The sequence below is a fragment of the Alcanivorax sp. HI0044 genome (assembly GCF_001634945.1).
In genome coordinates, this window is sequence record NZ_LWEZ01000557.1 from 1 (window position 1) to 22,939 (window position 22,939).

Annotated in this window: 19 protein-coding genes; 11 read left to right on the forward strand and 8 right to left on the reverse strand. The window is 52.0% G+C overall.

Going from position 1 to position 22,939, the window contains the following annotated elements; genetic code table 11:
• Positions 1–326 precede the first annotated feature (326 nt).
• The 4 genes from A3730_RS06600 (at position 327) to A3730_RS06615 (ending at position 4,714) form a co-directional block, all read left to right on the forward strand.
• Complete coding sequence (locus A3730_RS06600; RefSeq protein ID WP_007150678.1) at positions 327–1,097, forward strand: SDR family NAD(P)-dependent oxidoreductase; 771 nt, start codon at positions 327–329, stop codon at positions 1,095–1,097.
• Between the two features lie 223 nt (positions 1,098–1,320).
• A complete protein-coding gene (locus A3730_RS06605; RefSeq protein ID WP_063520204.1) occupies positions 1,321–2,004 on the forward strand; it encodes a response regulator transcription factor in 684 nt (227 codons plus the stop codon).
• 144 nt (positions 2,005–2,148) lie between these two features.
• Positions 2,149–3,306, forward strand: a complete 1,158-nt coding sequence (gene nosP, locus A3730_RS06610) for a nitric oxide-sensing protein NosP (protein WP_063520205.1) — start codon at positions 2,149–2,151, stop codon at positions 3,304–3,306.
• A gap of 55 nt (positions 3,307–3,361) precedes the next feature.
• Positions 3,362–4,714, forward strand: coding sequence for a hybrid sensor histidine kinase/response regulator (locus tag A3730_RS06615; RefSeq protein WP_231880635.1), 1,353 nt, complete (start codon positions 3,362–3,364; stop codon positions 4,712–4,714).
• Between the two features lie 37 nt (positions 4,715–4,751).
• Here the strand turns inward: A3730_RS06615 and A3730_RS06620 are convergent, their stop codons facing one another.
• Both A3730_RS06620 and A3730_RS06625 read right to left on the reverse strand, forming a co-directional pair.
• Positions 4,752–5,438: a pentapeptide repeat-containing protein gene (locus tag A3730_RS06620; protein ID WP_063520207.1), complete on the reverse strand. Its 687-nt coding sequence runs from the start codon at positions 5,436–5,438 to the stop codon at positions 4,752–4,754.
• Between the two features lie 49 nt (positions 5,439–5,487).
• A complete protein-coding gene (locus A3730_RS06625; protein WP_369819046.1) occupies positions 5,488–7,305 on the reverse strand; it encodes a PQQ-dependent methanol/ethanol family dehydrogenase in 1,818 nt (605 codons plus the stop codon).
• A 357-nt stretch (positions 7,306–7,662) separates the two neighbouring features.
• Here A3730_RS06625 and pedF point away from each other — a divergent pair, with 357 nt between their 5' ends.
• The 5 genes from pedF (at position 7,663) to A3730_RS06645 (ending at position 12,959) form a co-directional block, all read left to right on the forward strand.
• The gene (gene pedF / locus A3730_RS06630; protein WP_063539295.1) at positions 7,663–8,094 is read left to right on the forward strand and encodes a cytochrome c-550 PedF; all 432 of its coding nucleotides are present in this window, start codon (positions 7,663–7,665) and stop codon (positions 8,092–8,094) included.
• 1 nt (position 8,095) lies between these two features.
• Entirely contained in the window at positions 8,096–8,866 is a 771-nt protein-coding gene (locus A3730_RS06635; RefSeq protein ID WP_231880543.1) for a quinoprotein dehydrogenase-associated SoxYZ-like carrier, read from the forward strand.
• On the forward strand, positions 8,838–9,797 hold the full coding sequence (locus A3730_RS29510) for a quinoprotein relay system zinc metallohydrolase 1 (RefSeq protein ID WP_082872280.1): 960 nt from the start codon (positions 8,838–8,840) through the stop codon (positions 9,795–9,797). The genes A3730_RS06635 and A3730_RS29510 overlap by 29 nt, the downstream gene beginning before the upstream one ends.
• Positions 9,798–9,923: 126 nt before the next feature.
• Entirely contained in the window at positions 9,924–11,444 is a 1,521-nt protein-coding gene (locus tag A3730_RS06640; RefSeq protein WP_063519221.1) for an aldehyde dehydrogenase family protein, read from the forward strand.
• 78 nt (positions 11,445–11,522) lie between these two features.
• A complete protein-coding gene (locus A3730_RS06645) occupies positions 11,523–12,959 on the forward strand; it encodes a protein adenylyltransferase SelO family protein (RefSeq protein WP_063519222.1) in 1,437 nt (478 codons plus the stop codon).
• Between the two features lie 49 nt (positions 12,960–13,008).
• Here A3730_RS06645 and A3730_RS06650 read toward each other — a convergent pair whose 3' ends face one another.
• The 5 genes from A3730_RS06650 to A3730_RS06670 all read right to left on the reverse strand — a co-directional run bounded on the left by A3730_RS06650 (position 13,009) and on the right by A3730_RS06670 (position 19,801).
• Positions 13,009–14,175 (reverse strand): porin, encoded by a 1,167-nt coding sequence (locus A3730_RS06650; RefSeq protein WP_063537752.1) that lies wholly within the window; start codon positions 14,173–14,175, stop codon positions 13,009–13,011.
• Positions 14,176–14,336: 161 nt separating this feature from the next.
• Positions 14,337–15,011, reverse strand: coding sequence for a peroxiredoxin (locus tag A3730_RS06655; RefSeq protein ID WP_063521264.1), 675 nt, complete (start codon positions 15,009–15,011; stop codon positions 14,337–14,339).
• A gap of 2 nt (positions 15,012–15,013) precedes the next feature.
• Complete coding sequence (locus A3730_RS06660; RefSeq protein WP_063519150.1) at positions 15,014–17,074, reverse strand: TonB-dependent receptor; 2,061 nt, start codon at positions 17,072–17,074, stop codon at positions 15,014–15,016.
• A 185-nt stretch (positions 17,075–17,259) separates the two neighbouring features.
• Positions 17,260–18,195, reverse strand: coding sequence for a metal-dependent hydrolase (locus tag A3730_RS06665; protein ID WP_063537754.1), 936 nt, complete (start codon positions 18,193–18,195; stop codon positions 17,260–17,262).
• A 181-nt stretch (positions 18,196–18,376) separates the two neighbouring features.
• Positions 18,377–19,801, reverse strand: a complete 1,425-nt coding sequence (locus tag A3730_RS06670) for an aldehyde dehydrogenase family protein (protein ID WP_063519148.1) — start codon at positions 19,799–19,801, stop codon at positions 18,377–18,379.
• Between the two features lie 318 nt (positions 19,802–20,119).
• Between A3730_RS06670 and A3730_RS06675 the strand changes: the two genes are divergently transcribed.
• Positions 20,120–20,920, forward strand: a complete 801-nt coding sequence (locus A3730_RS06675; protein WP_007148720.1) for an IclR family transcriptional regulator — start codon at positions 20,120–20,122, stop codon at positions 20,918–20,920.
• A 55-nt stretch (positions 20,921–20,975) separates the two neighbouring features.
• A complete protein-coding gene (locus tag A3730_RS06680; RefSeq protein WP_197468361.1) occupies positions 20,976–21,407 on the forward strand; it encodes a PaaI family thioesterase in 432 nt (143 codons plus the stop codon).
• 90 nt (positions 21,408–21,497) lie between these two features.
• Here A3730_RS06680 and A3730_RS06685 read toward each other — a convergent pair whose 3' ends face one another.
• Positions 21,498–22,922 carry an efflux transporter outer membrane subunit gene (locus A3730_RS06685; RefSeq protein ID WP_063519147.1) on the reverse strand — a complete coding sequence of 475 codons (1,425 nt, stop codon included), beginning with the start codon at positions 22,920–22,922 and terminating at the stop codon, positions 21,498–21,500.
• Positions 22,923–22,939 lie beyond the last annotated feature (17 nt).

Sequence of the window (22,939 nt, forward strand, 5' to 3'; positions counted from 1 at the left end):
AATAGGTGCGGGGTGGGGCCAAATCTCCTACCGTCTGTACCCTTGGGTCAGATGCTCCTTTGGTCCCTCCACCCCGGCAAGTCCTGCATGGTTGCAGGAAGAGCATTCAAACATACAAGTTCCCTTCCAGGGGACGAACCGCGCGCAGCGCGAAGGGCGTTCTGGGTATGGCAGAGCGGGGTGGATTTTTAGGGTACTGCTGCTTAGCGTTTTGCCACCTTCGTTCGCGCCCTCAACGGCGCTCCTGCAGCGGCTTTGTAGCAAGTGATGGATGTTGAAAGCGGAGAGTGAGTTTGCCTCGCCGCGGTTCCACGAAGGAGAGCACAATGGATCCGATTCTCGATTTTACCGGCAAGACGGCACTGATTACCGGTGCCGCCAGCGGGTTTGGCAAGTTGCTGGCAGAAGAACTGGGCAAGCGCGGTGCCGCCTTGGTGCTGGGCGATATCAATATGGATGCGCTGAATCCGCTGGCCGATGCGCTGGCGGGGCAGGGCGTTAAGGTCGCTGCGTTGCGTTGTGATGTCTCCAGTGAGGCTGACTGCAAGGCCATGGTGGACACGGCGTTGTCCCAGTTCGGCCACCTGGACCTGGCGGTGAACAATGCGGGTATCGCCCACGGCTTTATTCCGTTCGCGGAGCTGACCGAAGAAGTGCTGGATCAGCAAGTTAATGTGAACGTGAAAGGCGTGATGTTCGGCATGAAGCACCAGATTGCCGCCATGAAGGCCAGCGGTGGCAGTATCGTCAACGTGAGTTCCATGGCCGGGTTGGGCGGTGCGCCCAAGATCGGTGCCTACTCGGCGGCCAAGCACGCGGTTATCGGCCTGACCCGCACGGCGGCGATCGAATATGCCAAGCGTAATATTCGCGTTAATGCGGTCTGCCCGTACTACACGCACACGCCGATGGTGGATGAAGGCAACCTGTCAGAGAACAAGGACAGCGTGCATGCCATGCTGGCCGCAGGGTGCCCGATGAAGCGCCTGGGGCAACCGGAAGAAATCGTTACGGTCATGCTGATGCTGTTGTCCCCGGCCAACAGCTATATGAATGGGCAGACTCTTGCGGTGGACGGCGGTGTCTCTGCATTCTGACCGGTTTTATGCATTTCTTTGCCCTGCTGTCCAGCGGGGCGTTATTTCCTATTCAGGAAAATACTACTTTAGAACAATAGCGCCTTCAGTCTTAAGACCATAGAGTAGTGGACGATACAGGCTGTTTAGACTGGCTTGGTCATTGTTTGAGCCAGCTAAACATGGAGTCTCTGACGATAAGTACAATAACCCAGTACTTCAGGGTGATAGGAGAGTGCCGTCCATGTACCAAATCCTAATCGCAGATGATCACCCTCTTTTCCGCGAGGCTATTGCTCGTGTAATTGATGATGGCTTTCCTGGAAGCACTTTGCTGGAAGCCTCGGGGCTTGATGGTGCTATAGAGATCATCGATCAGAACGATGATATCGATTTGGTCCTGTTGGACCTGAATATGCCAGGTATGCAGGGCTTGAGTGGGCTGGTGCAACTGCGAAACCAGTTTCCCGGTGTGCCTGCGGTGATCGTTTCTGCCGAAGAAGATAAAAAAGTTATATTGCAAACAGTGACTTACGGAGCTGTAGGGTTTATTACCAAATCGACACCCCGTAAACAGATGATTAGTGCACTTGAGCAAATTCTTTCCGGGTCGATATATCTTCCCTCAGATATTATTCGATCAGGCGGTGGTTCTGTGCAGGCGCGTCATCAGGAGCCAGGGTTGTTACCCGAGCTATTGGAAAGTCTGACACGTAAACAACTTCAGGTGTTTGAAAGAATGACCCGGGGCGAATCCAACAAAATGATTGCCTACGAGTTGAGCATTGCTGAAAGTACGGTGAAAGCTCATGTATCAGCCATTTTGAGAAAGCTGGGAGCCACAAATCGAGTACAGGCGATTCTGTCAGCAAGTGATATCGATTTTGGAGCCTATTTGAAACATCCAGGTCGTATGGCGGAACAATAGGCATGCTCAATGATTCGGTTTGTTATGATAAATCGAGTAACAAAAGCCCAACGACTGTTTCCTTCACTGGGACAACAATATTCCGCAGAATTAGCCAGCAAAGGCGCCAGGAAATAGCGCGACAATAAAAAACGGGAGAGTCTGATGACTGCCGCCCCTCTAAACGCTGTGCTAACAACGTTCAGTAATGCCGCCAATGAAGAGGTTGCAGCTGCCGAGCTGGCTGCAAAGCTGAAAAACCCGAACTTGGGTTTCGTACTGTTCTTTTGCTCAGTGGAATATGATCTTGATCGTCTGGCTGCAGCCATGCGGGATAACTTCGCTGGAATTCCCATGTCAGGCTGCACCTCCTGCGGTGAAATTACTTCCAAAGGGTATGATCAGGGATCAATTGTGGCCATTGGGTTTGATCGCCGGTTATTCACAGTCAGTCAAAAGCTTGTGGAAAATGTGGACAGTTTCGGCCTTCTCGATGCCCAGCAGCTTGTCGATGGCTTGCTAACCGAGTGCAGCGAAGGTATGACGGAGTCACCCGCAGAGCACAATACTTTTGTGCTAACGCTGATGGATGGGCTATCAGTGAATGAAGAAATGGTCTTGGCTACGCTTAATTCGGCGTTAGGCAGTATTGCCTGCTTTGGTGGCTCGGCGGGGGATGAATATAGATTAAGCGGCACTTATGTTTATAGCGATGGCGGTTTCACCAGCGAAGCCGCCACGGTGATAATGATTTCTACCTCATTAGATTTCGAAGTGTTCAGCACCCATCATTTAATTCCTGAAAAAACCAAGTTTGTAGTTACTTCTGCGGATCCGGAAAAGCGTACCGTCTATGAACTCAATGCTGAACCAGCGGCAAAAGCCTATGCACGGCTGATCGGTGTTTCGGTTGAAGAGCTGGACGATATGACATTCGCCTGTTCGCCTTTAGCGGTACGTATTAATGATGGCTACTATGCACGTTCTATCCAGCGAGTTAACGATGATCTTAGCCTGACGTTTTATTGTGCAGTTGAAAATGGCATCGTTTTGACAGCAATGAAAACCGACTCCTTGCTTGATGATCTTGAAACCAAACTCAGTGCCATAGAGCGTCGTATGGGACCATCATGGTTAACGATTGGGTGTGATTGCTGCATGCGTTATGCGCAAATTGAGTCGGAAGGTATGGTGGACCAGGCATCGGCATTGCTTCGTCGATACGGGGTGATCGGCTTCAGTACCTATGGGGAGCATGTTGACGGTATGCACCTTAATCACACATTGACCGGGGTTGTCATTGGACAAAGAAACCGTCTCTGAATCGGGTCCGACTGAGAGGGAGCGCTCTCCCTGGGACCTCCATGAAGCACGGCTAATGGCTGAAAATGCCAGGCTGAGCAGGATTTGTGATGCCTTGATAGAAAGGGTGGAGGCAAGCAATATGGCCCCCACCGCCCCTTATGCAGCATTTCAGCATTCAGTTGTTCTGGCCGAGCAGGTGCGTGAGCGGACTCAGGACTTACGTGATGTAAACCAGAAACTACTGGAAGAAATAGAAGAGCGTCGCCACATAGAAATGCAGCTACGCGAAGCACGGGAAAAAGCGGAGCAGGCGAACCTTTCTAAAACACGCTTTGTTGCAGCGGTGAGCCATGATTTGATGCAGCCACTGAATGCTGCTCGGCTCTTCACCAGTGCGTTGCAGGAAAAGCCAGAGAATATGACGTTTCAGCTCGCTCATATCAGCACAGCGCTGACTGATCTTGAATCACTCATTACTACACTTTCAGATGCTTCAAAGCTGGATGCCGGAGTAGTAACGGCTGAGCTCGAAGTTTTTCCATTAAGTCGTTTACTGGATGTTCTAGCTGAAGAGTTTAGGCAAATCGCGCAACAGAAAGGTCTGCGATTTCGTTATGTTCCTTGCGCATCCTTGGTTAGATCTGATTCACAATTATTAAGCAGAATCCTTCGTAACCTGTTATCTAATGCGGTTCGTTATACAGAAAGTGGCTCGATCTTACTGGGTTGCCGGAAACGCGATGAGGGGGTTGAGGTTGTGGTCACTGATACCGGAATAGGTATTCGTGATGATCAACATGATGAAATATTTAAAGAGTTCAAACGTGGAAAGCAAGCCGTAAGACACCACGAGCGAGGCTTGGGTCTGGGCTTGGCTATTGTGGAAAAAATTAGCGATATACTCTCCCATCCCTTGCGTTTTCACTCTCAAGATGGGAAAGGGTCAAGCTTTGGTTTATTAATCCCTATTGCTGAGCCTGAGGCTTATATCCGCAGAGCTTTGTCAGAAGACCCTTTTGTAGATCAATCTCTGCAAGGACTGCGTATTTGGGTGGTTGATAACGATGAGGCAATCTGCATTGGGATGCAAACCTTGATGGAGGGGTGGGGGTGTGATGTGGTGGTCGCTGATTCGTTAGCCTCTTTACGTAGTAAGGTGGATACCGGCGCTGACGACGCTGATGTATTACTAATGGATTATCATCTGGATCCAGGGACAGATGATGGTATTACTGTTGCAACGTTCATTAATTCTGGCCGTCAAATCCCATTACCGGTAATGCTGGTAACGGCTGATCGTAGTGCAGAGCTAAAACAACGCTGTATCCAGAATGGATTTATGCAGATTTACAAGCCATTGAAGCCATTAAAGTTGAAAATGGCGTTGAAGAATTTGTCCGGCAGGTTAAAAGGAAAAGAAGAGTAGCCCCCGCCTGACAGAGAAGGGGGCTGAAGTCCGCGGTTTACGGTCCAGGTCCGTCTTTATAAGCCCAATCAAAGGGGCAAGCGGTGCACCCGTGCATGTCCATGCTCTGGAAGTTTCCATAGCGCAGGTTTGCGCCTTCCAGGTTGGCATTGCGCAAACTGGAAAGGTTTAGCTTAACCTCTTGAAGGTTGGCATCCTGGAGGTTAGCACCATTGAGTTTTGCTTTATTGAACCAGGCCATCTCCAGGTTGACGCCTGTCATATTGGCATTGTTCCATTCAGAACGAGTCAGCCGGCCAAACTCCAAATTCGCACCAGTTGCATCCACGTTGTGAAAAATTGCTTTCTGGGCAAACAGGTTCCAGCTTTGTATGGCAATCAAGCGAGCGCCGGTAAGGTCTGCCATGCGCAGGTTGGTGCTCATTAGGCGCGCCCGGCTCATATTCGCGTTGCGAAGATTGGCTTTTTCCAGATTGACTCCCTTAAGGTTGCTGTGTCGCAGGTCTGCGCCTTCAAGATTGGCGCCTGCAAAATTTGCTCCCGTCAGGTCTAAGCCGCTAAGGTCCGCACCTTTTAGGTCCGCACCTGCGCAGTCGGTGGCTGGCTTAAGTTGGCAACCATTATGGCTGGGAATGTCCGCGCTAAAGTCGTCAGCATGAACGCCGCCATTTAGAGCCAGGAAAGTGACTAAAGTTATTGCTCGAGATAACGTTATAAGTTTCATTATATTCTCCTGGAAAAGCGTCAGCCCGCAATGCGGGCTGACGTTCCTGTTACTTGCTGGCCAGGTCCTTGGCGAATTTGGGGAGTTTAAATACCCAGAAAGAACCGCCTTGGGAGATAGGCTTGGTTAGCTCAGCCATGTCACCGCCCCAGAGTGGTACTGCACCGCCGTACCCGGCTGTTACACCAATGTACTGCTCGCCATCCATTTCCCATGTGATCGGTGGAGAAATGATCCCGGTACCGACCTGGAACTTCCACAGCTCTTCACCCGTTTTCGCGTCAAAGGCCTTGAAGTAACCGTCACCTGTACCAGTGAAGACCAGGTTACCTTTGGTTGCGAGCACGCCGGCCCAGAGAGGCATGGGTTCTTTATGTTCCCAGGCCACTTTACCGGTAGTCGGATCCATAGCACGAAGGATGCCAACGTGGTCGTCGAACAACCGTTTAATGCGGAAACCCATGCCGAGATAGGCAGAACCAGGCTGATATTCAACCTCTTCGGTCCAGTAATCTTCTTTCCAGTGGTTGGCAGGAACGTAGAACAGGCCCGTGTCCTGGCTATATGCCATAGGGTTCCAGTTTTTGCCGCCAAGGAAAGGAGGAGAAACCTCAACTGCTGGGGATCGAGTTTCACCATCCTTGAGACGTGCAGGACGTTGGCCATCGACTTCAATGGGGCGACCGGTATCCAGATCAATACCTTTAGCCCAAGTAATACCGTCTACGAATGGGAATGCATTGAGAAGTTTACCGTTAGCACGGTCGGTCACATAGAAGAAACCATTGCGGTCAGCGTGAGCGCCGGCTTTATGTTTCTTGCCTTTCTTGTCCTTGTAGTCAAAGAGAACGATTTCGTTATTACCCGAGAAATCCCAGGCATCGTTAGGTGTATGTTGATAGAACCACTTGATTTCACCGGTAGTTGGATCAACACCGACTTGGCCTGATGTGTATAGGCTATCGTAGTCGGCAGGGTCACCGTCTGGTGCAGTACGCGCCCAGCCGTTCCAGGGAGCCGGGTTGCCAGCGCCGATGATGATGGTATTGGTTGATGCATCAAAGGTAGCGCTTTGCCATGGTGCACCACCACCTTGGCTCCAGGCTTTCACTTTACCTGTTTCTGTATTGGGGTCATCAGGCCAGCTAGGCGCCCTTGGGTCGCCACTTGGGGTGCTGTCTTCACCGTTAAGACGACCAATGTGCCCTTCCACGAAAGGACGCATCCAGACTTCCTCACCCGTTGCAGGGTCGCGCGCAAACAGTTTCCCGACAACACCAAATTCGTCACCGGAAGAGCCATGAATCAACAGAACTTTGCCGGTTTTTTGATCTTTAACAATGGTTGGCGCGCCAGTCATTGTATAACCGACTTTATGATCGGCGAACTTTTTACGCCAAACGACCTTACCCGTGTCTTTGTTCAGAGCCACTACGCTGGCATCAAGGGTGCCAAAGAAAATGTTGTCGCCATAAATGGCGGCACCGCGGTTTACAACATCACAGCAAGGACGAATGTCGTCAGGTAGACGATGTGAATAAGTCCAGATGCGTTTTCCAGTTTTAGCATCAACAGCGAAAACACGGGAGTAGGAACCCGTTACGTAGATCACGCCTTCATGCACAAGGGCTTGAGATTCCTGGCCTCGCTGCTTTTCATCACCGAATGAGTAAGACCACGCAGGGGTAAGCATCGAGACATTTTCGCTATTAATGTCGTCTAGCGTGCTGTATCGCTGGGCGCTGGTGCCCATGCCATACATAAGCACATCTTCAGTGGTTTTATGGTCATTGGCGATATCTTTCCAGGTGACACCTTCTTCAGCAATAACTGTCCCGCTACTGCATGCAGTCAGCATGGTGGACATCGATATGACACCGATCATGCGGGACAGTCTCCCTCGGTGCGGTGGGTTGTAGTTTGTTTTCCTCATAACGCAAGCCTCTGCTCTGGTTTTAATATCTGATCGCACTGGCGGTAATGGGATCAGTGCATGGGAAATTACGGCGTGCCAGTTTGAGAATCCCCAGCAACGCGGTGTATCCATTCAGGCAGAGATCAGGGGCTGCAAGATACCGTCAGTGGAAGTAAATGATCTAACCATTTGGGGCTACGACTAAGGGAGTACGCATGATGGCCCGAAGGGCTAGTGCTGAATCTGTCAGGTGGCTGTTAGATTGATTTCCATAATGCAATCCATTGGTTGGAGTGAAGTATGAATGTAATGATGCGCATAGTGGGAAGTGTGGCTTTATTAGGTTGCTCTGTGGTGGTCCATGGCCACGGTAATGTGACTCCACAAGGCGTAGATCTTCGCGGGTTGGAGACTCTTGGTGAGGAGTGGCGCGATACCAACCCTTACCGTGAAGATCATCCGCAGCATGAATTGGCTGTGGATATTGGCAGCTCTGCGTATAACCAGAACTGTGCAGCTTGTCATGGCCTGGAAGCCAAGTCGGGAGGTATAGCGCCTGATCTGCGAGAGCTGGAAAACGGTGATTACGGTGACGAATGGTACAAAGAACGGGTTGTAAATGGAGCTGTGCGCAATGGTCGCGTTCTGATGCCGAAAATGGCCGATTATCTCAGTCAGGAAGCTTTGTGGGCTATCCGAACCTGGCTTGAGACGGTCAGCATGGAAACAATGGGACAGTAAAATGCGATCTGTAATGGTGTTTCCCGGGCTATTGTTCCTTCTACTTATCAGTATAAGTTCAGCGCAAGAGAACAATACTCGTCAAGATAAGGATCCTCTTGATTCATTCATGTGGGAGCTATATCAGGATCGTTATCTGTCCAACGCACCAGTACATTTTGACTCGAGAGTGAAAATAACCGCCCCTGATTTTGCCGAAGACTCAGGGCAGGTTCCGGTAGAAATAGATGCCAGTCATCTTAATGGCAAGTTTGATAAAATGCTGCTTTGGGTTGAGCTCAATCCTATACCTATGGTTTTTGAATACAACCCCGGTACACAAGGGCTGGCAAAAGTAGGGTTGAATATCCGCCTGGAGCAAGGCTCTCCTGTCAGGGTGGCCTTGTTAAGCCAGGGTGTATGGCATGTTGGAAGCACTTTTATTGACGGCGCAGGGGGAGGTTGTTCAACACCAGGTATCGCTAATTCCGGCAAGAATTGGTCCAAAGATTTTGGTCAGGTTAGAGGGCGCAGGTTTCCTGCCAAGCAGGGTAGTCGGCTTCGTTTTTTGATTATTCATCCGATGGAAAGCGGTCTCCTTCCCAGTGAGATCCCTTTCTATATCGAAGAGCTGAAAATCAGCAGTAAAGGGGAAACGGTTGCGGATATGAAATGGCATGCCTCCATTAGTGAAAATCCAGTTTTAACGATTGAAATGAAAGGCGATGAAAGAACCCCATACAAGATGAAGGCTAGAGATAACAATGCTAATGTACTGGAATCACAAATTTGATTATCGAGTCTTGTTATCGTTAGCTACTTTGTTTCTTGCGGCAATTTCGGCCCCAGTGCATGGAGAAGATCTTAATATTCATCAAGTTGTAGAAAATGTATGGATGGTCCAGGGGGTGCCAGAGGAGCTTAGTGAAGAAAATAGGGGTGACATAAGTAACAGCTCATTCATTGCCACGGGGAATGGGGTAGTGGTAATCGATACGGGGGCAACAGCTGCTTACGGTCGGAGGTTCAGAGAGGCTATTTCAGAATATACCGATGAGCCCATTCGCTGGGTGATCAATACCCACCATCACCCGGATCATATCTTTGGTAATAGTGCATTTTCAGATGTGCCGATAATGGCGCTTTCTGAGACACGAAATTTGTTAATGAAACATGGTGATTTTTATCTCAAAACAGTGCACGAACGTGTGGGAAGATATAGCGAAGACACGGTTGTTATTTTACCGAGTGTTACTGTTGAAGGTGGGGTGAAGAGTTTTTCTGGATACCCACTAAAATTAATCAGGTTTTCTGGTCATAGTGGCAATGATCTCGTTGTATATGACCCTCTGACAAAAATTCTGTTTGCCGGGGACATGCTGTTTTGGAACCGCGCACCAACCACTCCTCACTCTCCTGGAATTGATATCTGGCTGGAAGAAATAGACCGACTAGCAGAGCTAAACCCAGCAGTGATTATTCCCGGTCATGGCCCTCTCGCTCGTGATTCGGGTCCGATTGAGCAGACACGTGCATGGCTTTTATGGCTTGACTCGCTGATGAGAGGCGGAGTTGCTGCTGGACGTTCTGCTAATGAACTTATAGATAGTGATATTCCTGATCTGCTTTCTGATATTCCGATGGCAAAGTTTGAGCTAACCCGGAGTATTAGTCATTTCTATCGGAAATATGAAGATTCATGGTGGGAAAGCGTTAACCCTTAAGACCAAATGAGGAGAAGAATTACTCCCTTGGTAGCATGCGTCCCTGGCCCTCGTCATCCTATTCTGACTATGCAGGCGCTACTTATCAAAGCGCGGACGTCAAGCAATTAGAAGAGGAATCAGGCAATGATTTATGCAAATCCTGGTAGCGAAGGTTCAGTTGTCTCGTTTAAAGAGCGTTACGAAAACTATATTGGGGGTGAGTGGGTTGCACCGGTGAAAGGACAATATTTCGATAATGTTAGTCCGGTAAATGGTAACGTTTTCTGTGAGGTGGCCAGATCAAGTGCGGAAGACGTGGATTTGGCTTTGGATGCCGCTCACCGAGTTGCTGGGGAATGGGGAAAAACCTCAGCGACAGAACGTAGCAACATATTGTTGAAAATCGCGGATCGTCTTGAGCAAAATATTGAATCTCTTGCAGTCGCAGAAACATGGGACAATGGTAAGGCTGTACGTGAAACATTGAATGCAGATTTGCCCCTGGCCGTTGACCATTTTCGTTATTTCGCTGGCTGTATTCGTGCTCAAGAAGGCTCTGCTGCAGAGATCGATTCAAATACAGTGGCTTACCACTTTCATGAACCCCTTGGCGTTGTCGGGCAAATTATTCCATGGAACTTTCCAATCTTGATGGCAGCCTGGAAGTTGGCTCCAGCACTGGCAGCGGGTAACTGCATTGTATTGAAGCCTGCCGAACAAACCCCGGTTTCCATTCTCAAGGTGATGGAGTGTATTGGCGATTTGCTGCCTGCTGGTGTACTGAATGTGGTGAACGGATACGGTCAAGAGGCGGGTCAGGCTCTGGCATCCAGCAAGCGAATTGCAAAAATCGCCTTTACCGGTTCAACCCCTGTTGGGTCTCACATTCTAAAGTGTGCTGCTGAGAATATTATCCCCTCTACTGTAGAGTTGGGCGGTAAATCTCCAAATGTTTACTTCGCGGATATTATGAACGCCGAAGAGTCGTTTATTGATAAAGCTGTTGAGGGCTTGGTTTTAGCTTATTTTAACCAAGGCGAAGTTTGCACCTGTCCTTCTCGTGCCCTTGTTCAAGAGAGTATGTACGACGACTTCATTGAGCGCGTATTGAAACGAATCAAGACGATTAAACGTGGTAATCCACTTGATACTGAAACTCAAGTAGGCGCACAGGCTTCTCGAGAGCAGTATGACAAGATTATGTCATACATGAGTATTGCTAAAGAGGAAGGTGCAACGGTACTCGCAGGTGGTGGTAGTGAATATCTTGAAGGGGATTTTGGTAACGGTTTTTATATTCAGCCTACCCTTCTTAAAGGACACAATAAAATGCGCGTCTTCCAGGAAGAGATTTTTGGTCCAGTTGTTGGTGTGACTACCTTTAAGGATGAGGAAGAAGCTCTGCGAATTGCCAATGACACCGAATTCGGCCTTGGGGCTGGTGTATGGAGTCGGGATATGAATGTTGCCTTTAGAATGGGGCGGGGTATTCAGGCTGGGCGTGTTTGGACTAATTGCTACCATGCTTATCCTGCACATGCGGCCTTTGGCGGATATAAGAAATCAGGCATCGGTCGTGAGACTCACAAGATGATCCTTGACCATTATCAGCAAACAAAGAACTTGCTGGTCAGCTACGATACCAATCCGCTTGGTTTTTTCTGAATGATTTCTCCTGGTCGTCTGTCTTGACGTCTTATTGCCGCCCTCAGGGCGGCTTTTTTATTGTTGTGAGAAGGAAATATGCTTGAACTTCCTGATAAGCAAGATAACCCGTGGGCAGTTCTCTCGATAGCCAATGCCTGGAAGTCCCTTCCCCCCATGCTGTGGTCAGCCCAGGCGCCAGAATGGTCACCTGTGGAAGAGTTGATTGATATTTCTCCTATGGCCCTACGTTTATTGCAACTCGATGTTCAGCAGCTCCGGACCCATGTTGAAGGCGTTTCAACGTTGAAAAACCTGCATTCTGGAAGCATCCTCTTACCGGGTATGTCTCCGTTGGCACAAAAGTATGCAGGACATCGCCATGGGGTATTCAACGATCGTATTGGTGATGCAAGGTCTTTGCTCTTGGGGGAAGTGGCTACGCCGTTAGGTCGTATGGAAATGTACTTAAAGGGTGGGGGAAGAACCCCTTATGCTCTTAGGGGTGATGGCTATTTGGGGTTGCGTAGTGCGGTCAAGGAATATCTTGTCAGTCACGCTCTCTATGGTATCGGGATACCAACCAGTCTTCCGCTAAGCATTTGTAATCATAAAAGAAAAATTTTTCGTGATCAGTTGGAGAAGTCTGCAACCGTGATTCGCCTTTCTCCATCTCATGCTCGAGTTGGCCATTTCGAATGGCTGGCTACCAGGGGGAACGCTGCAGCCATGAAGGCTTTGATTGCTCACCTTGGTGGTTGTTATGGCGAAGGTGGTGAAATGAGCGTGGAGCAGTTTTTTAAACACTCTGTACAACGCGCCGCTCATCTTGCTGCAGCGTGGCAGGTCTGGGGGTTTGTCGCTGGCACACTGAATACAGATGATATTTCCGCTCTAGGTGTGACTCTTGATCCCGGCGCAGGAGCTTTTCTGGAATCTTGCCAGGCTTTACTGACAGAAGATTGCGATGCAGTTGACAGCGTATATGCATTTTCTTCCCAGTCTGAATCTATCAGGTTTGGACTTGAGGTGCTGGGCAGGGCATTACGATTGTTGCTGCACGAAGAAAAAATAAACGCCATATTGGAGAGTTTTTATGACCAGCGTAAAAAAGCGATGCTATGTGGAATGCGCTCTCGCTTGGGGTTGATGATGTCGAGAGAAGAAGATTCAGTATTGATTAACCAATGGCTGTCCATCCTGCATAGGAAGGGAGCAGATTACAATTCTTCATTCCGTTATTTAATGGAATGGAAAAATGATGAATCGAGTGACCACCATTTGGCTGATAAGCTAGGTCTTGAGCGTAACGATAGGGTTCTGGCTGAGTGGTTGAATGCGTATCGGAAGCGTCTTGAAAATGAGTGTTTTACCTACCATGAGCGCTACCGTTTCATGGCTGGGGTTAATCCGATAACAATACTTAGAGAGGCCGATATTTGTGACGTTAGTGCTGCCGTGGAAGCCGGCGATTTTATCCCTCTGGCTCGCTTGAGAAAGCGAATTACACAGCCTTACCATAATTTTATTCAGTAAAAAAGGGTGAGTGCCATGGCGCTCACCCTTTGATATTTGAGGTTATTAATTACCAGGCTACCGTGGCACCCAGTGCAAGTGTGTCAGTTGTCTCTATTTCGCCTACTGTTTCGTCATCCAGCTCAACACGACTGAAGTTGGTTACCAGGTTAAGATAATCATTGGCTGCGTAACTTATAATTACGCCTTTATTTTCGTAATCAATCGCTGTTCCACCAGTAACGCCATCATCTTCGGTTCGGCCATAGGTTCCCGCAACTCGCATTTTGCCGATTTGATAACCCGCTTGTATAAGGTAGCCATTGCTATCAACTTCCTGGAGTGGGAGTTGGCCAGCGTTATTAGTGAACAAGGGATGGATACCTGTAGCATCAAAACCGGAAGCGGTGAGGGTTAAGTCAGCGGCTTTGATTTGAGCGCCGTAACCTACGCCTTCTGATGTGATATCAGTAACGGTATTATCTGTATTTTCGGAGTTTTGATAAGCACCGTTAACCCATGTATAAATTTCCATTCCTCCAATGTCTGCCTGGTAGCTGATTTCACTTTCTACTCTTGGGGTGTCTTGATATGCCTTGCCTGGCGCACCCACTTCATTGGTGTCGTATGGGTCTAGAATCCCCACTGCAATGTTTAGACCGCCCATTTCAGGGCTCCGCCAGGTGATTTGCGAGCTTGGGAAGGCGTAGGGATAGCCGGTGCCGATATTCCCGAAAGATACGCCACCGCCATCAACGAGGCCCACGACATCGCTGGAATGGCCAAACCCAATGAGCAATTCGTCGCGGAGGATGTTGGAACGAGCAAAGAGCCCGAAATCTTTACCAATAAGCACCTCACCGAAGCTGCCACCAATAGTTCCATAAAACTGACGTACATCAATAGCCGTGCCGGTGGCGGCAGTTTCACTGTCATTAATGGTGACCCAGAAGGATGACCTTGCGCCCAGTGTAAGATCACCTATTTCTCGTTTCATATTGAAACCAATATAGTTTGGCAGGAAACCCATTTTAACTCTTGATTGTCTGCGGTCGAATTGATCGCCGGCACGGTCTACGTCGTTGTTTACATAAAAAGCATTAATGTAACCGTCAGTGCTGAAGCTGGTTCCGTCATCGTCATACAGTGTTATTTCGGCATTGGCTGATTGCACCGCGAGGAAGGGCAGAAGGCATAATGCCGACCGGGATAGAGTTGCTGCACTGGTTTTTCTCATCTTACGCTCCCTAAAGTTTCTATCATGTTGCTAGCAACGAGTATGGGGAGCGTAAAATAAAGGAAGAATACCGCCTTGGTACTGTATTGAGTGATTGGAATATAGCGTTTGGTCGTGCGACTAAAGGATCAATTAAATGATAAAATATAATGTATGTTTTATCAGGGAAGGGGGGTGTATTTCAGGTAGGGAAGAATGGCTTCTTCCTGATCGGGAAAGAGTGCCTTTGAATCACCGTCAGATAATTTAGGTGAAATAATCGCGTTGTCACCAGGTTGCCAATCTGCAGGTGTTAATACCGGGTAACGATAAGAGGTTTGTAAGGCATCAATAGCTCGTAGGATCTCATCAAAATTCCGCCCAATGCTGGGTGGGTAATCTATTTTCAGGCGAATGCGCCCACGCGGATCAATGATAAAAACGCTGCGTACCGTTGTTACGTTGTTCGAACGAGGGTGCATCATGCCGTAGCGTGTGCTGATGTTTCGCGACTGATCCGATATTACAGGAAAGGATGGTCGGACACCCTGGCTTTCTTCAATGTCATCAAGCCATTTTTTCAGGTCACCCAGCGGACTCACTGCCAAAGCGAGTGGGCGTACGTTTCGTTTTTCAAAGGCACCTTGTAAACGTTCCACTGCAGCGAGCTCGGTAGTGCATACAGGAGTGAAGCTGGCCGGATGAGAAAACAAGACGACCCAGTGGTCTTTCCTCCAGTGATCGAGGTGCACGGCCCCCATAGTGGTTTCAGCCTCAAAATCTGGTGCTGCATCACCCAGCTGGAGGGCCTGAAGGGGAAGAGAGTATATCAGTAGTGCCACTAACCAATATTTCATACTTACCACCCTAAAGTTACTCCAGCATACAAGGTTCGACCAGGCGCTGTTTCGAAATAGCCGCGGTCAGCGGGGTCTGGCCTGTCGCTATTGGCATTGATTCGAATGTTGCTGTAGTAGTCACGGTCGAAAAGATTGTTGATGCCGGCGTGTAACTCCAGCTCCTGACGATTAAAATGCCAGCGTTTTCCGAACCGCGCATTAACCACTGCATGGCTTCCTATACGAGTTTGGTTGGTGTTCTCCGCATAAACTTCACTGGCAAAACGAACATCGCCAATAACAAAAAAGCCGTTTTGAGGACGCCAGGCGGCTTCGGCAAAAACGATATGCTGTGGCAAGCCTGGCATGTGGTTATCGCTTACATCGACACCTTGTTGCTCATCGAAGAATCGATCGAAGCGGTATTGTGCCCATGTCCATGCGACCGTTGTGGTCAGTGTTTCTGTGGTGAAATGCTCTAACGACAGCTCAAGGCCTTCACGGCGTGTGCGGGCTGCATTTTCGTAGTAGGTTCGGCCGCCCAGTTCATAAGGGGTTATCTCGTCTTTGACGGCTACGCTAAATAGTGTGAGATCATAGAGTAGATCGTTGCTAATGGTACCGCGGATGCCAAGCTCCTGATTTAATGCCTTTTGTGGTTCAAGGTCTGGATTGAACCCGCCTGCACCGGACGGATTTGCCAGCTCAGTGAAAGTGGGGGTTTCAAAGGCTGAACTGACAGAGGTATAGAGTGTATGAGCAGGAAGGACATGCCAGGCAACGCCGACACTAAAACTGCCTTCATTAAACTGCTGTTCGCCGCTGTCGTCACCATCACTCAGGAAATCATCCTCCACCTTAAACTGGATTCGGTCGGCTCTTGCTCCTAAAGAAAGGGTGAGATTGTCGGTCAGAAAGGTATCAGTTTGTACAAAGATGCCACTGCTGGTGGCGATCTGGTCTTCATTGGCGGTGCGCCCGGTAATCACTCCGTTGAAAGTCACTCCCCGGCGTCCTCGGTCGTCCTGTTGGCGGTCTACGTCAACGCCGACCAGGTAACGGTGTGGCAGGCCGAAGAGGTTCATATTATGGCTGTACTCTACACCTGCGCCGTAGAAGGTACGCTGGTAATCAATCAGGCTGCTACCGGGAAATGGGAGTTGTTGGGTGAAGTCGCGTTGGCTAATGAATGCCCGTGTCTGTAATACGCCTCCTGCCAAGGAGGTATTGCGATAACGGAAGCCAAGGCGTTGTTGATCAACTTCCTGACCTGCATCCAGTCGATCGGCAAGCATTGTGGCCTGCTTTCTGTCTGAGTGAGCCTGGGAGCGGGTTAGTCCACCAGGGTCCTGGGCATAAGGAGTATCTAATGCCGTCAGGAACAGGTCTATTTCCTGATGGTTGCCGAGTTCCCAACCAATCCGGCTGTTAAGTTGGTATTTCTCCACCGCGCTTTGATCACGGTAGCCGGCGTAGTTGAGACCGCTGAGGCCAAGATAATAATGAGCATTGTCTTTCTGGCCACCGCTCTTCAAGTGGGCTTTGCGGAAGCCATCTGCGCCACTCGACAAACTCAGCTCACCATTTCCGGTTATGTTCCGCCCGGAAAGAGTTTCAATATCGATTACGCCACCGGTGGCATTGCCATAGAGAACGGAGGCTGGCCCACGTAATACTGTTGCCTGGTACATGGAGTCCAAGTCGATATTGTCTACCTGTGATTGTCCATCCGGTAGTGTTTCGGGAAACCCATCTACCCGGACTCGTAACCCGCGGACCCCAAAGGGCGCGCGCGCGCCAAAGCCCCGGATGGAAATACGTTGGTTTTGAGCGAAGTTATAGCGGTTTTGCAGGTAAAGCCCAGGCACTCGGGCGAGGCTTTCATCAAGCTGAATGTTCTTTTGGCCCTGCTGGGCGGAATCTGCATTCACGACGCTAACGGCGGCAGGAGTATCAAGAAGGCTGCGCTCCATCCGCGTGCCATCAACCTTTATGACATCCAGCTCAGAGGGCTCGGCCAGGGCGGTTAAGGGAATGTTGATTGTCGCAAGTCCAAAGGCGATTCTCTTCAATGAGAGCATGGCATTTACGGCTTTGTTGTTGGTGTGAGGTTTACGCTATTGGCTTCGGCGCTTCTCCTCAATAGATACAGTGCGAAAGTAGTAGTCATGTTCCCCGTAAGTCGCAGTTTCGCTATTGTTATCCGTAACGGACGCCCATAAAAAAGGCTGCGAGAAGCAGCCTTTTTTATGGAAGGGAAAGAAACTCAGTGAGTTTTTTTGCCCTTTCGCTGGCTGGCCTGGGCATGTTGCTCGGTGAGCATGCCATCGGTGCCGAAAAGTTTCTCGCGCCATTGGTCCAGCAGGGCATCGGTGTCGTGCTGGGATGGGTGGAAATCCCGCTTGAAGAAATCCAGATACTGGGGCGCCAGTTTGGTGAACAACCCCTTGCGGCCAAACAGGAATTTCATGCCTTGCCAGTTGTTTTTCAGACTGAACAGGCGGCCGTCGGAAGCCAGCATGCGCGCCTGGAATGCTGCCAGAACGGCAAAGAAAATGACGGTGGTGGGGATCATGGTGCCTGCACGAATGGCGTAGCTGCCGCTGACCTTTTCATAGACATCATAGGCGACGGTCTTGTGTTCGTTTTCTTCCAGTGCGTGCCACAGCCACAGTTTTGCGGTGGCTTCATCAAGGATTTTTTCCTGATGCTCATCCTCGCGCAGCAACTGTTCGGCGATGATGGCGGTGTAGTGTTCCAGGCATACAGTGGCGGCCAGCTGGAAGATTTTCGGGGTGCGTTTTTGCACTAGGCCCAGCAATTTACCCAGTGACTTGTCCAGCTTGTCGGTGGGGTAGCCGAATTTCACGCCCATTTCGTTCCAGGCTTCATGTTCTTTGCTGTGCATGGCTTCCTGGCCAATAAAGCCAGCCACCTGGGCTTTCAGTGTGCCGTCGGTAATTTCTTTACGGTAATGACGCACGGAGTCCACGAAAAAGGCTTCGCCTTCCGGGAACAGGGCCGACAGGCTCAACCAGAATGCGCTCAGGAAAGGGTCGTTGTCATAGAAGTAACGCGCCGTGGTCTTGTCATCGAACTGGAAGTCGAGACGACGGGGCGGAATATTGACGGTGGCGCCCAACGGGACTTTCTGGGCCTTTGCCTGGCCGGACTCAATGGTGGTGGATGCTGTTGTTGTCATGGTGTCCTCCTGATCTCTGACGGCAGGGGCGCCGCTGAATGTCACACTGTGACATTGAGTGATGTAACGATAGTCGGGGTTACAGCAGATCAGGTAAATGGCAATTTAGCGCCCCGGGCGGGGCGCTATTGTCAGTACACAAAACAAGGCATTTTGTGTCGCCCCGCCAAGGGTGAGGTCGTTAGCCGGGCAGGAACAGGGATTTGGTTTCCAGAAATTCTTCAAAGCCGAATCGGCCCCATTCCCGGCCAATCCCGGACTGCTTGTAGCCACCAAAAGCGGCCTGTACATCCGGGCCGGCGCCATTGATATGGACGTTGCCGGTACGCAGGCGTGCGGCCACCTGGCGGGCCTGAGCATCATCCCCGAACACATAGCCGGACAAGCCATACTCGGAGTCGTTGGCAATGGCGACGGCATTGTCCACGGTGTCGTAGGGAATCATCACCAGCACCGGACCGAAAATTTCTTCCCGTGCGATGGTCATCTGATTGTTCACTTCACTGAATACCGTGGGGCGAGCGAAGTAACCTTTGGTGATTCCGTCGGGTTTGCCGGTTCCGCCGGCAACCAGTTTGGCGCCTTCTTGCTGGCCTTTCTCAATCATGGCCTGCACGCGCTGGTATTGGCGGCCATTGGCGATGGGGCCCATGACAGTAGCGTTATCAGTGGGGTCTCCGACCACCACGCTGTCGCAAACCTGGGTAGCGATCTGTTCGGCCTCGGCCAGTTGATCCGCCGGCACCAGCATCCGTGACGGAGCATTACAGCTCTGTCCGGTGTTGGTCATCATGGAGCGCACCCCGTGGGTAACAGCCTGCTCCAGATCGCAGCCTGGCAGCAGGATATTGGCGGACTTGCCTCCCAGTTCCAGCGACACGCGCTTAATGGTGCTGGCCGCTTCCCGGCTCACCGATTCCCCGGCGCGGGTGGAGCCGGTGAGAGACACCACATCAATGCGTGGGTCGCTGGACAGCAAGGGCCCTACGGCTGCGCCATCGCCATACACCATATTGAAGACCCCGGCGGGTACGCCGGCTTCGTCGATAATCCGGGTCAGCAGGTTGGCGGACAGAGGGGCAAATTCACTGGGCTTGAGCACCATGGTGCAACCGGCGGCCATGGCGGGGGCGACTTTGCACATGACCTGGTTCATGGGCCAGTTCCAGGGCGTGATCAGGGCGCAGACACCGGCAGCTTCCCGGCGGATCAGTGATTGGCCCGCGGTTTCTTCAAACGGGAACTCCCGGGCGATGCCCAGCGCGGTTTTCAAATGGGCAAGGCCCATGGGGGCCTGCACCTTGCTGGCCAGGGAGATGGGGGCCCCCATCTCCTGGCTGATGGCCTCAGCCATTTCCGGCAGGTGGGCCTGATAGGCTTCGAGCATTTTTTCCATATAGCCCAGTCGCTCTTCCAGTGACAGAGCGGACCAGGTGGGGAAGGCCTGGTGGGCGGCGTCGATTGCCGCATCAATGTCGGCAGCCTGTGCCAGCGGTAAGGTGGCAATCTGTTCTTCATTGGCGGGGTTGATAACGGCGTGGGTGGTGGCTCCCGGCGCGGGAGAAACCCAGCTGCCGTTGATGTAGAACTGCTGCAGCGTATCCATGGAATCGTCCTTTTATCGGTCTTCCATTGTGTGTGGTGGGTCAACATTACAATAATGAAACGTAATTTTAAAATATTGACCGCCATGGCTGAAGCGTGACATGGTGAATGTTCCTGCCGTGCCCGCGCCCCCATTGTGCTTGAGAGAGGGACGTCGGGCCATGGCCGGTTTGAGCCGCGGGCAAGCGGTGTCTTGGGCAGGCGAAACGCTTTTTGTTATATTTGCGAGCCTAATACATAACTATAAATGGAATCGATGTCCGGTTAGCCGGAACAACCGGTTTCAGCCAACCCGAAGCCTGATACAGGAACGAGAAGAATGCGTAGAGCTGTTGCCGATCTCGGCGCCAATGATAAAGACCGTAATTTCGTCACGGCCCTGGCCAGGGGGCTGGATATTCTTCGTTGCTTTGGGCCTTCGGATGAATACCTGGGCAATGCGGAGCTGGCCAAGCGGACCAGCATTCCTCGCCCCACCGTATCGCGAATGACCGCGACACTGACACAGCTGGGCTACCTGCGTTATGTGCCCCAGCTGGAAAAATACCGGCTGGGGCCGGGCGTGCTGGACTTGGGCTACCGCTATCTGGCCAGCGAAGGGGTGCGGGATCTGGCGCGGCCTTACATGCAGGAGCTGGCGGATTCCACCGATTGCATGGTTGCCATTGGCGCGCCGGATGGCGCTCAGGTTACGTATATCCAGGTTTGTCAGGGCAATGGCCCTCTGGTGCTGCGGCTGGATATCGGTTCGCGGGTGCCCATGGCCACCTCGGCATTGGGCCGGGCGTTCCTGGCGGCCACGCCGGAAGTGGAGCGGGAAATGTACTACGAGCAGATTCGCCAGCAGGACCCGGCGGCCTGGCCGGCGCTGGAGCGCAGCCTGCAGAGTGCCTATGACGAATATGAACAATACGGCTTCTGTACCTCTGACGGAGAATGGAACCGCGATGTGAGTGGTGTAGCGGTGCCGTTGATTCTGGACGGTGGCGCCCAGGTGGTGCCGTTCAACTGCGGGGGCTCATCGTTGCGGTTAAGCCGCAGAACGCTGCTGGAGAATCTGGGCCCACGGCTGAAAGACGTGGTCGGGCAGGTCGCGCAGATGGTACAGGGCCGCGCCTGAACCGCTGGACCAGTGGTACCGGGCCACAGGTAAAACAAACAATGAGTGCGAGAGTATGAGTGCAGTTCCGCCCTCCAAAGGGTTTTCCCTGGCTGATGCCAATACCCGTTTTGATATGGGTTTTCCCTCCCTGGTGGGGTTTCATTTCCTGGAATGGGAAGAGGGCAGGGCAGTGCTGGGGTTGCAGATCGAAACCCGGCATTTGAATCTGGGCGGTGTCATTCATGGTGGAGTGTTGGCGACCCTGATGGATGTGGCCGGGGCCTGTGCCGGCACCTGGAGCCCGGACCCCATGCACATTCGCAAGGCGGTTACCCTATCCATGACCACCACCTTCACCGGGCAGGCCAGTAAAGGTCTGGTTCGCGCGGTGGGTACCCGCCGTGCCGGTGGCACCCGGATCTACAACAGCACCATGGAAGTGTTCGATGAAAAGGACACGCTGTTGGCCCTCGGCGAAGCAACCTTCCGTTTGCGCAGCGAGTAGTTTTCCTTCCGTGTTATCCCTTTTGTTTCGTAGGTCGGATTAGCCGCGTAGCGGCGTAACCCGACCTTTGTCTGTATTTTTCAAAACACGCTAACGGCTGGCCACGTGGGTGGGCTGTTGTGCCTCCCAGCCGCCGCCCAGTGCGCGATACAGTTCTGTTTCATTGGTCAGCTGCTGCAGCTTCAGCGTCACCAGTTGCTGGCGGGCGGAGAGCAGGGTGCGCTGGGCGTCCAGCACCGCAAGGTAGTCATCTGCGCCTTGCTCGTAGCGTTGCTGCGAGAGCGTCAGGGACTGCTCGGTGGCGGTGACCAGTGCCTGTTGGGCCTGCTGCTGGCGGGCCAGGGTATCGCGGGCCTGCAGGGCGTTGGCCACTTCCTGGAAGGCGGTCTGAATGGCTTTTTCATAGGTGGCCACGGCCTGATCCTGGCGCACTTCAGCCAGGTCCAGATTGGCCTTGTTGCGGCCACCGGAGAAAATTGGCAGGGAAATACTGGGGCTGAACGACCAGGCTTTGGAGCCGCTGTCGAACAGGCCAGACAGTTCGCTGCTCATGCTGCCATAGGCGCCGGTGAGCTGAATACTCGGGAAGAAGGCGGCTCGCGCGGCACCGATGCTGGCGTTGGCGGCACGTAGCTGATGCTCGGCCTGCTGCACGTCCGGTCGCTGGGTCAGGAGGCTGGACGATAGCCCTTCCGGGACCGGCGCCACCAGGGAGAGCGTGTCGCTGTTCAGGTTCACCGACTCCAGTGCGGGCAGGGGGCCGCCAACCAATACGGCCAGGGCGTTGTGATCCTGGCTGACCTGGCGCTCAAAGCTGGCCTGGTTGGCGCGGGCGCCTTGCAGGGCAATCTGTGCCTGTCGTACATCCAGTTCTGTGCCCAGCCCGCTTTCGAAGCGCCGCTGGATCAGTGCCAGCGAATTCTCTTGCGCGGCGACCGTTTCACGGCTGATGGCCAGATTCTGACGGTCGCTGACCAGGGTCAGGTAGCTTTGCGCCACCTGGGCCACCAGTGCCAGCTGGGTGCTGCGCCGGGCTTCTTCGCTGGCCAGGTAAGTCTCCAGAGAGGCATCTTTGAGGCTGCGTACGCGTCCGAACAAGTCCAGTTCCCAGGCGGTGACGCCAACCTGAACACCGTATTGATCAGAAAGGGTGGAGCTGCCGGTGGACGACAGGTCGCCGGGCAGGCGCTGGCGAGTGCCACTGCCATCCACGGACAGGTTCGGGTACAGGTCGGCGCGCTGGATCTGGTACTGGGCGCGCAGGGCGGCCACATCCAGAACGGCCAGGCGCAAATCCCGGTTGTTATCCAGTGCGCTCTGGATGAGTTGTTGTAGCTCGGCGCTTTGGTACAGCGTGGACCAGCCCGGCAGTGTCAATGCGGCGGCGCCGTCAGTGGTGGTTTCGCCCAGCTGGGCCGGGACCGGTGATGCCGGTTGTTCGTAGCTGGGGGCCAGGGTGCAGCCACCCAGCATCAGCCCGCCCAGAAGGGCGAGCGTCAGTGGGTTACGGGTCATGAGGGTTCTCCGCTTGG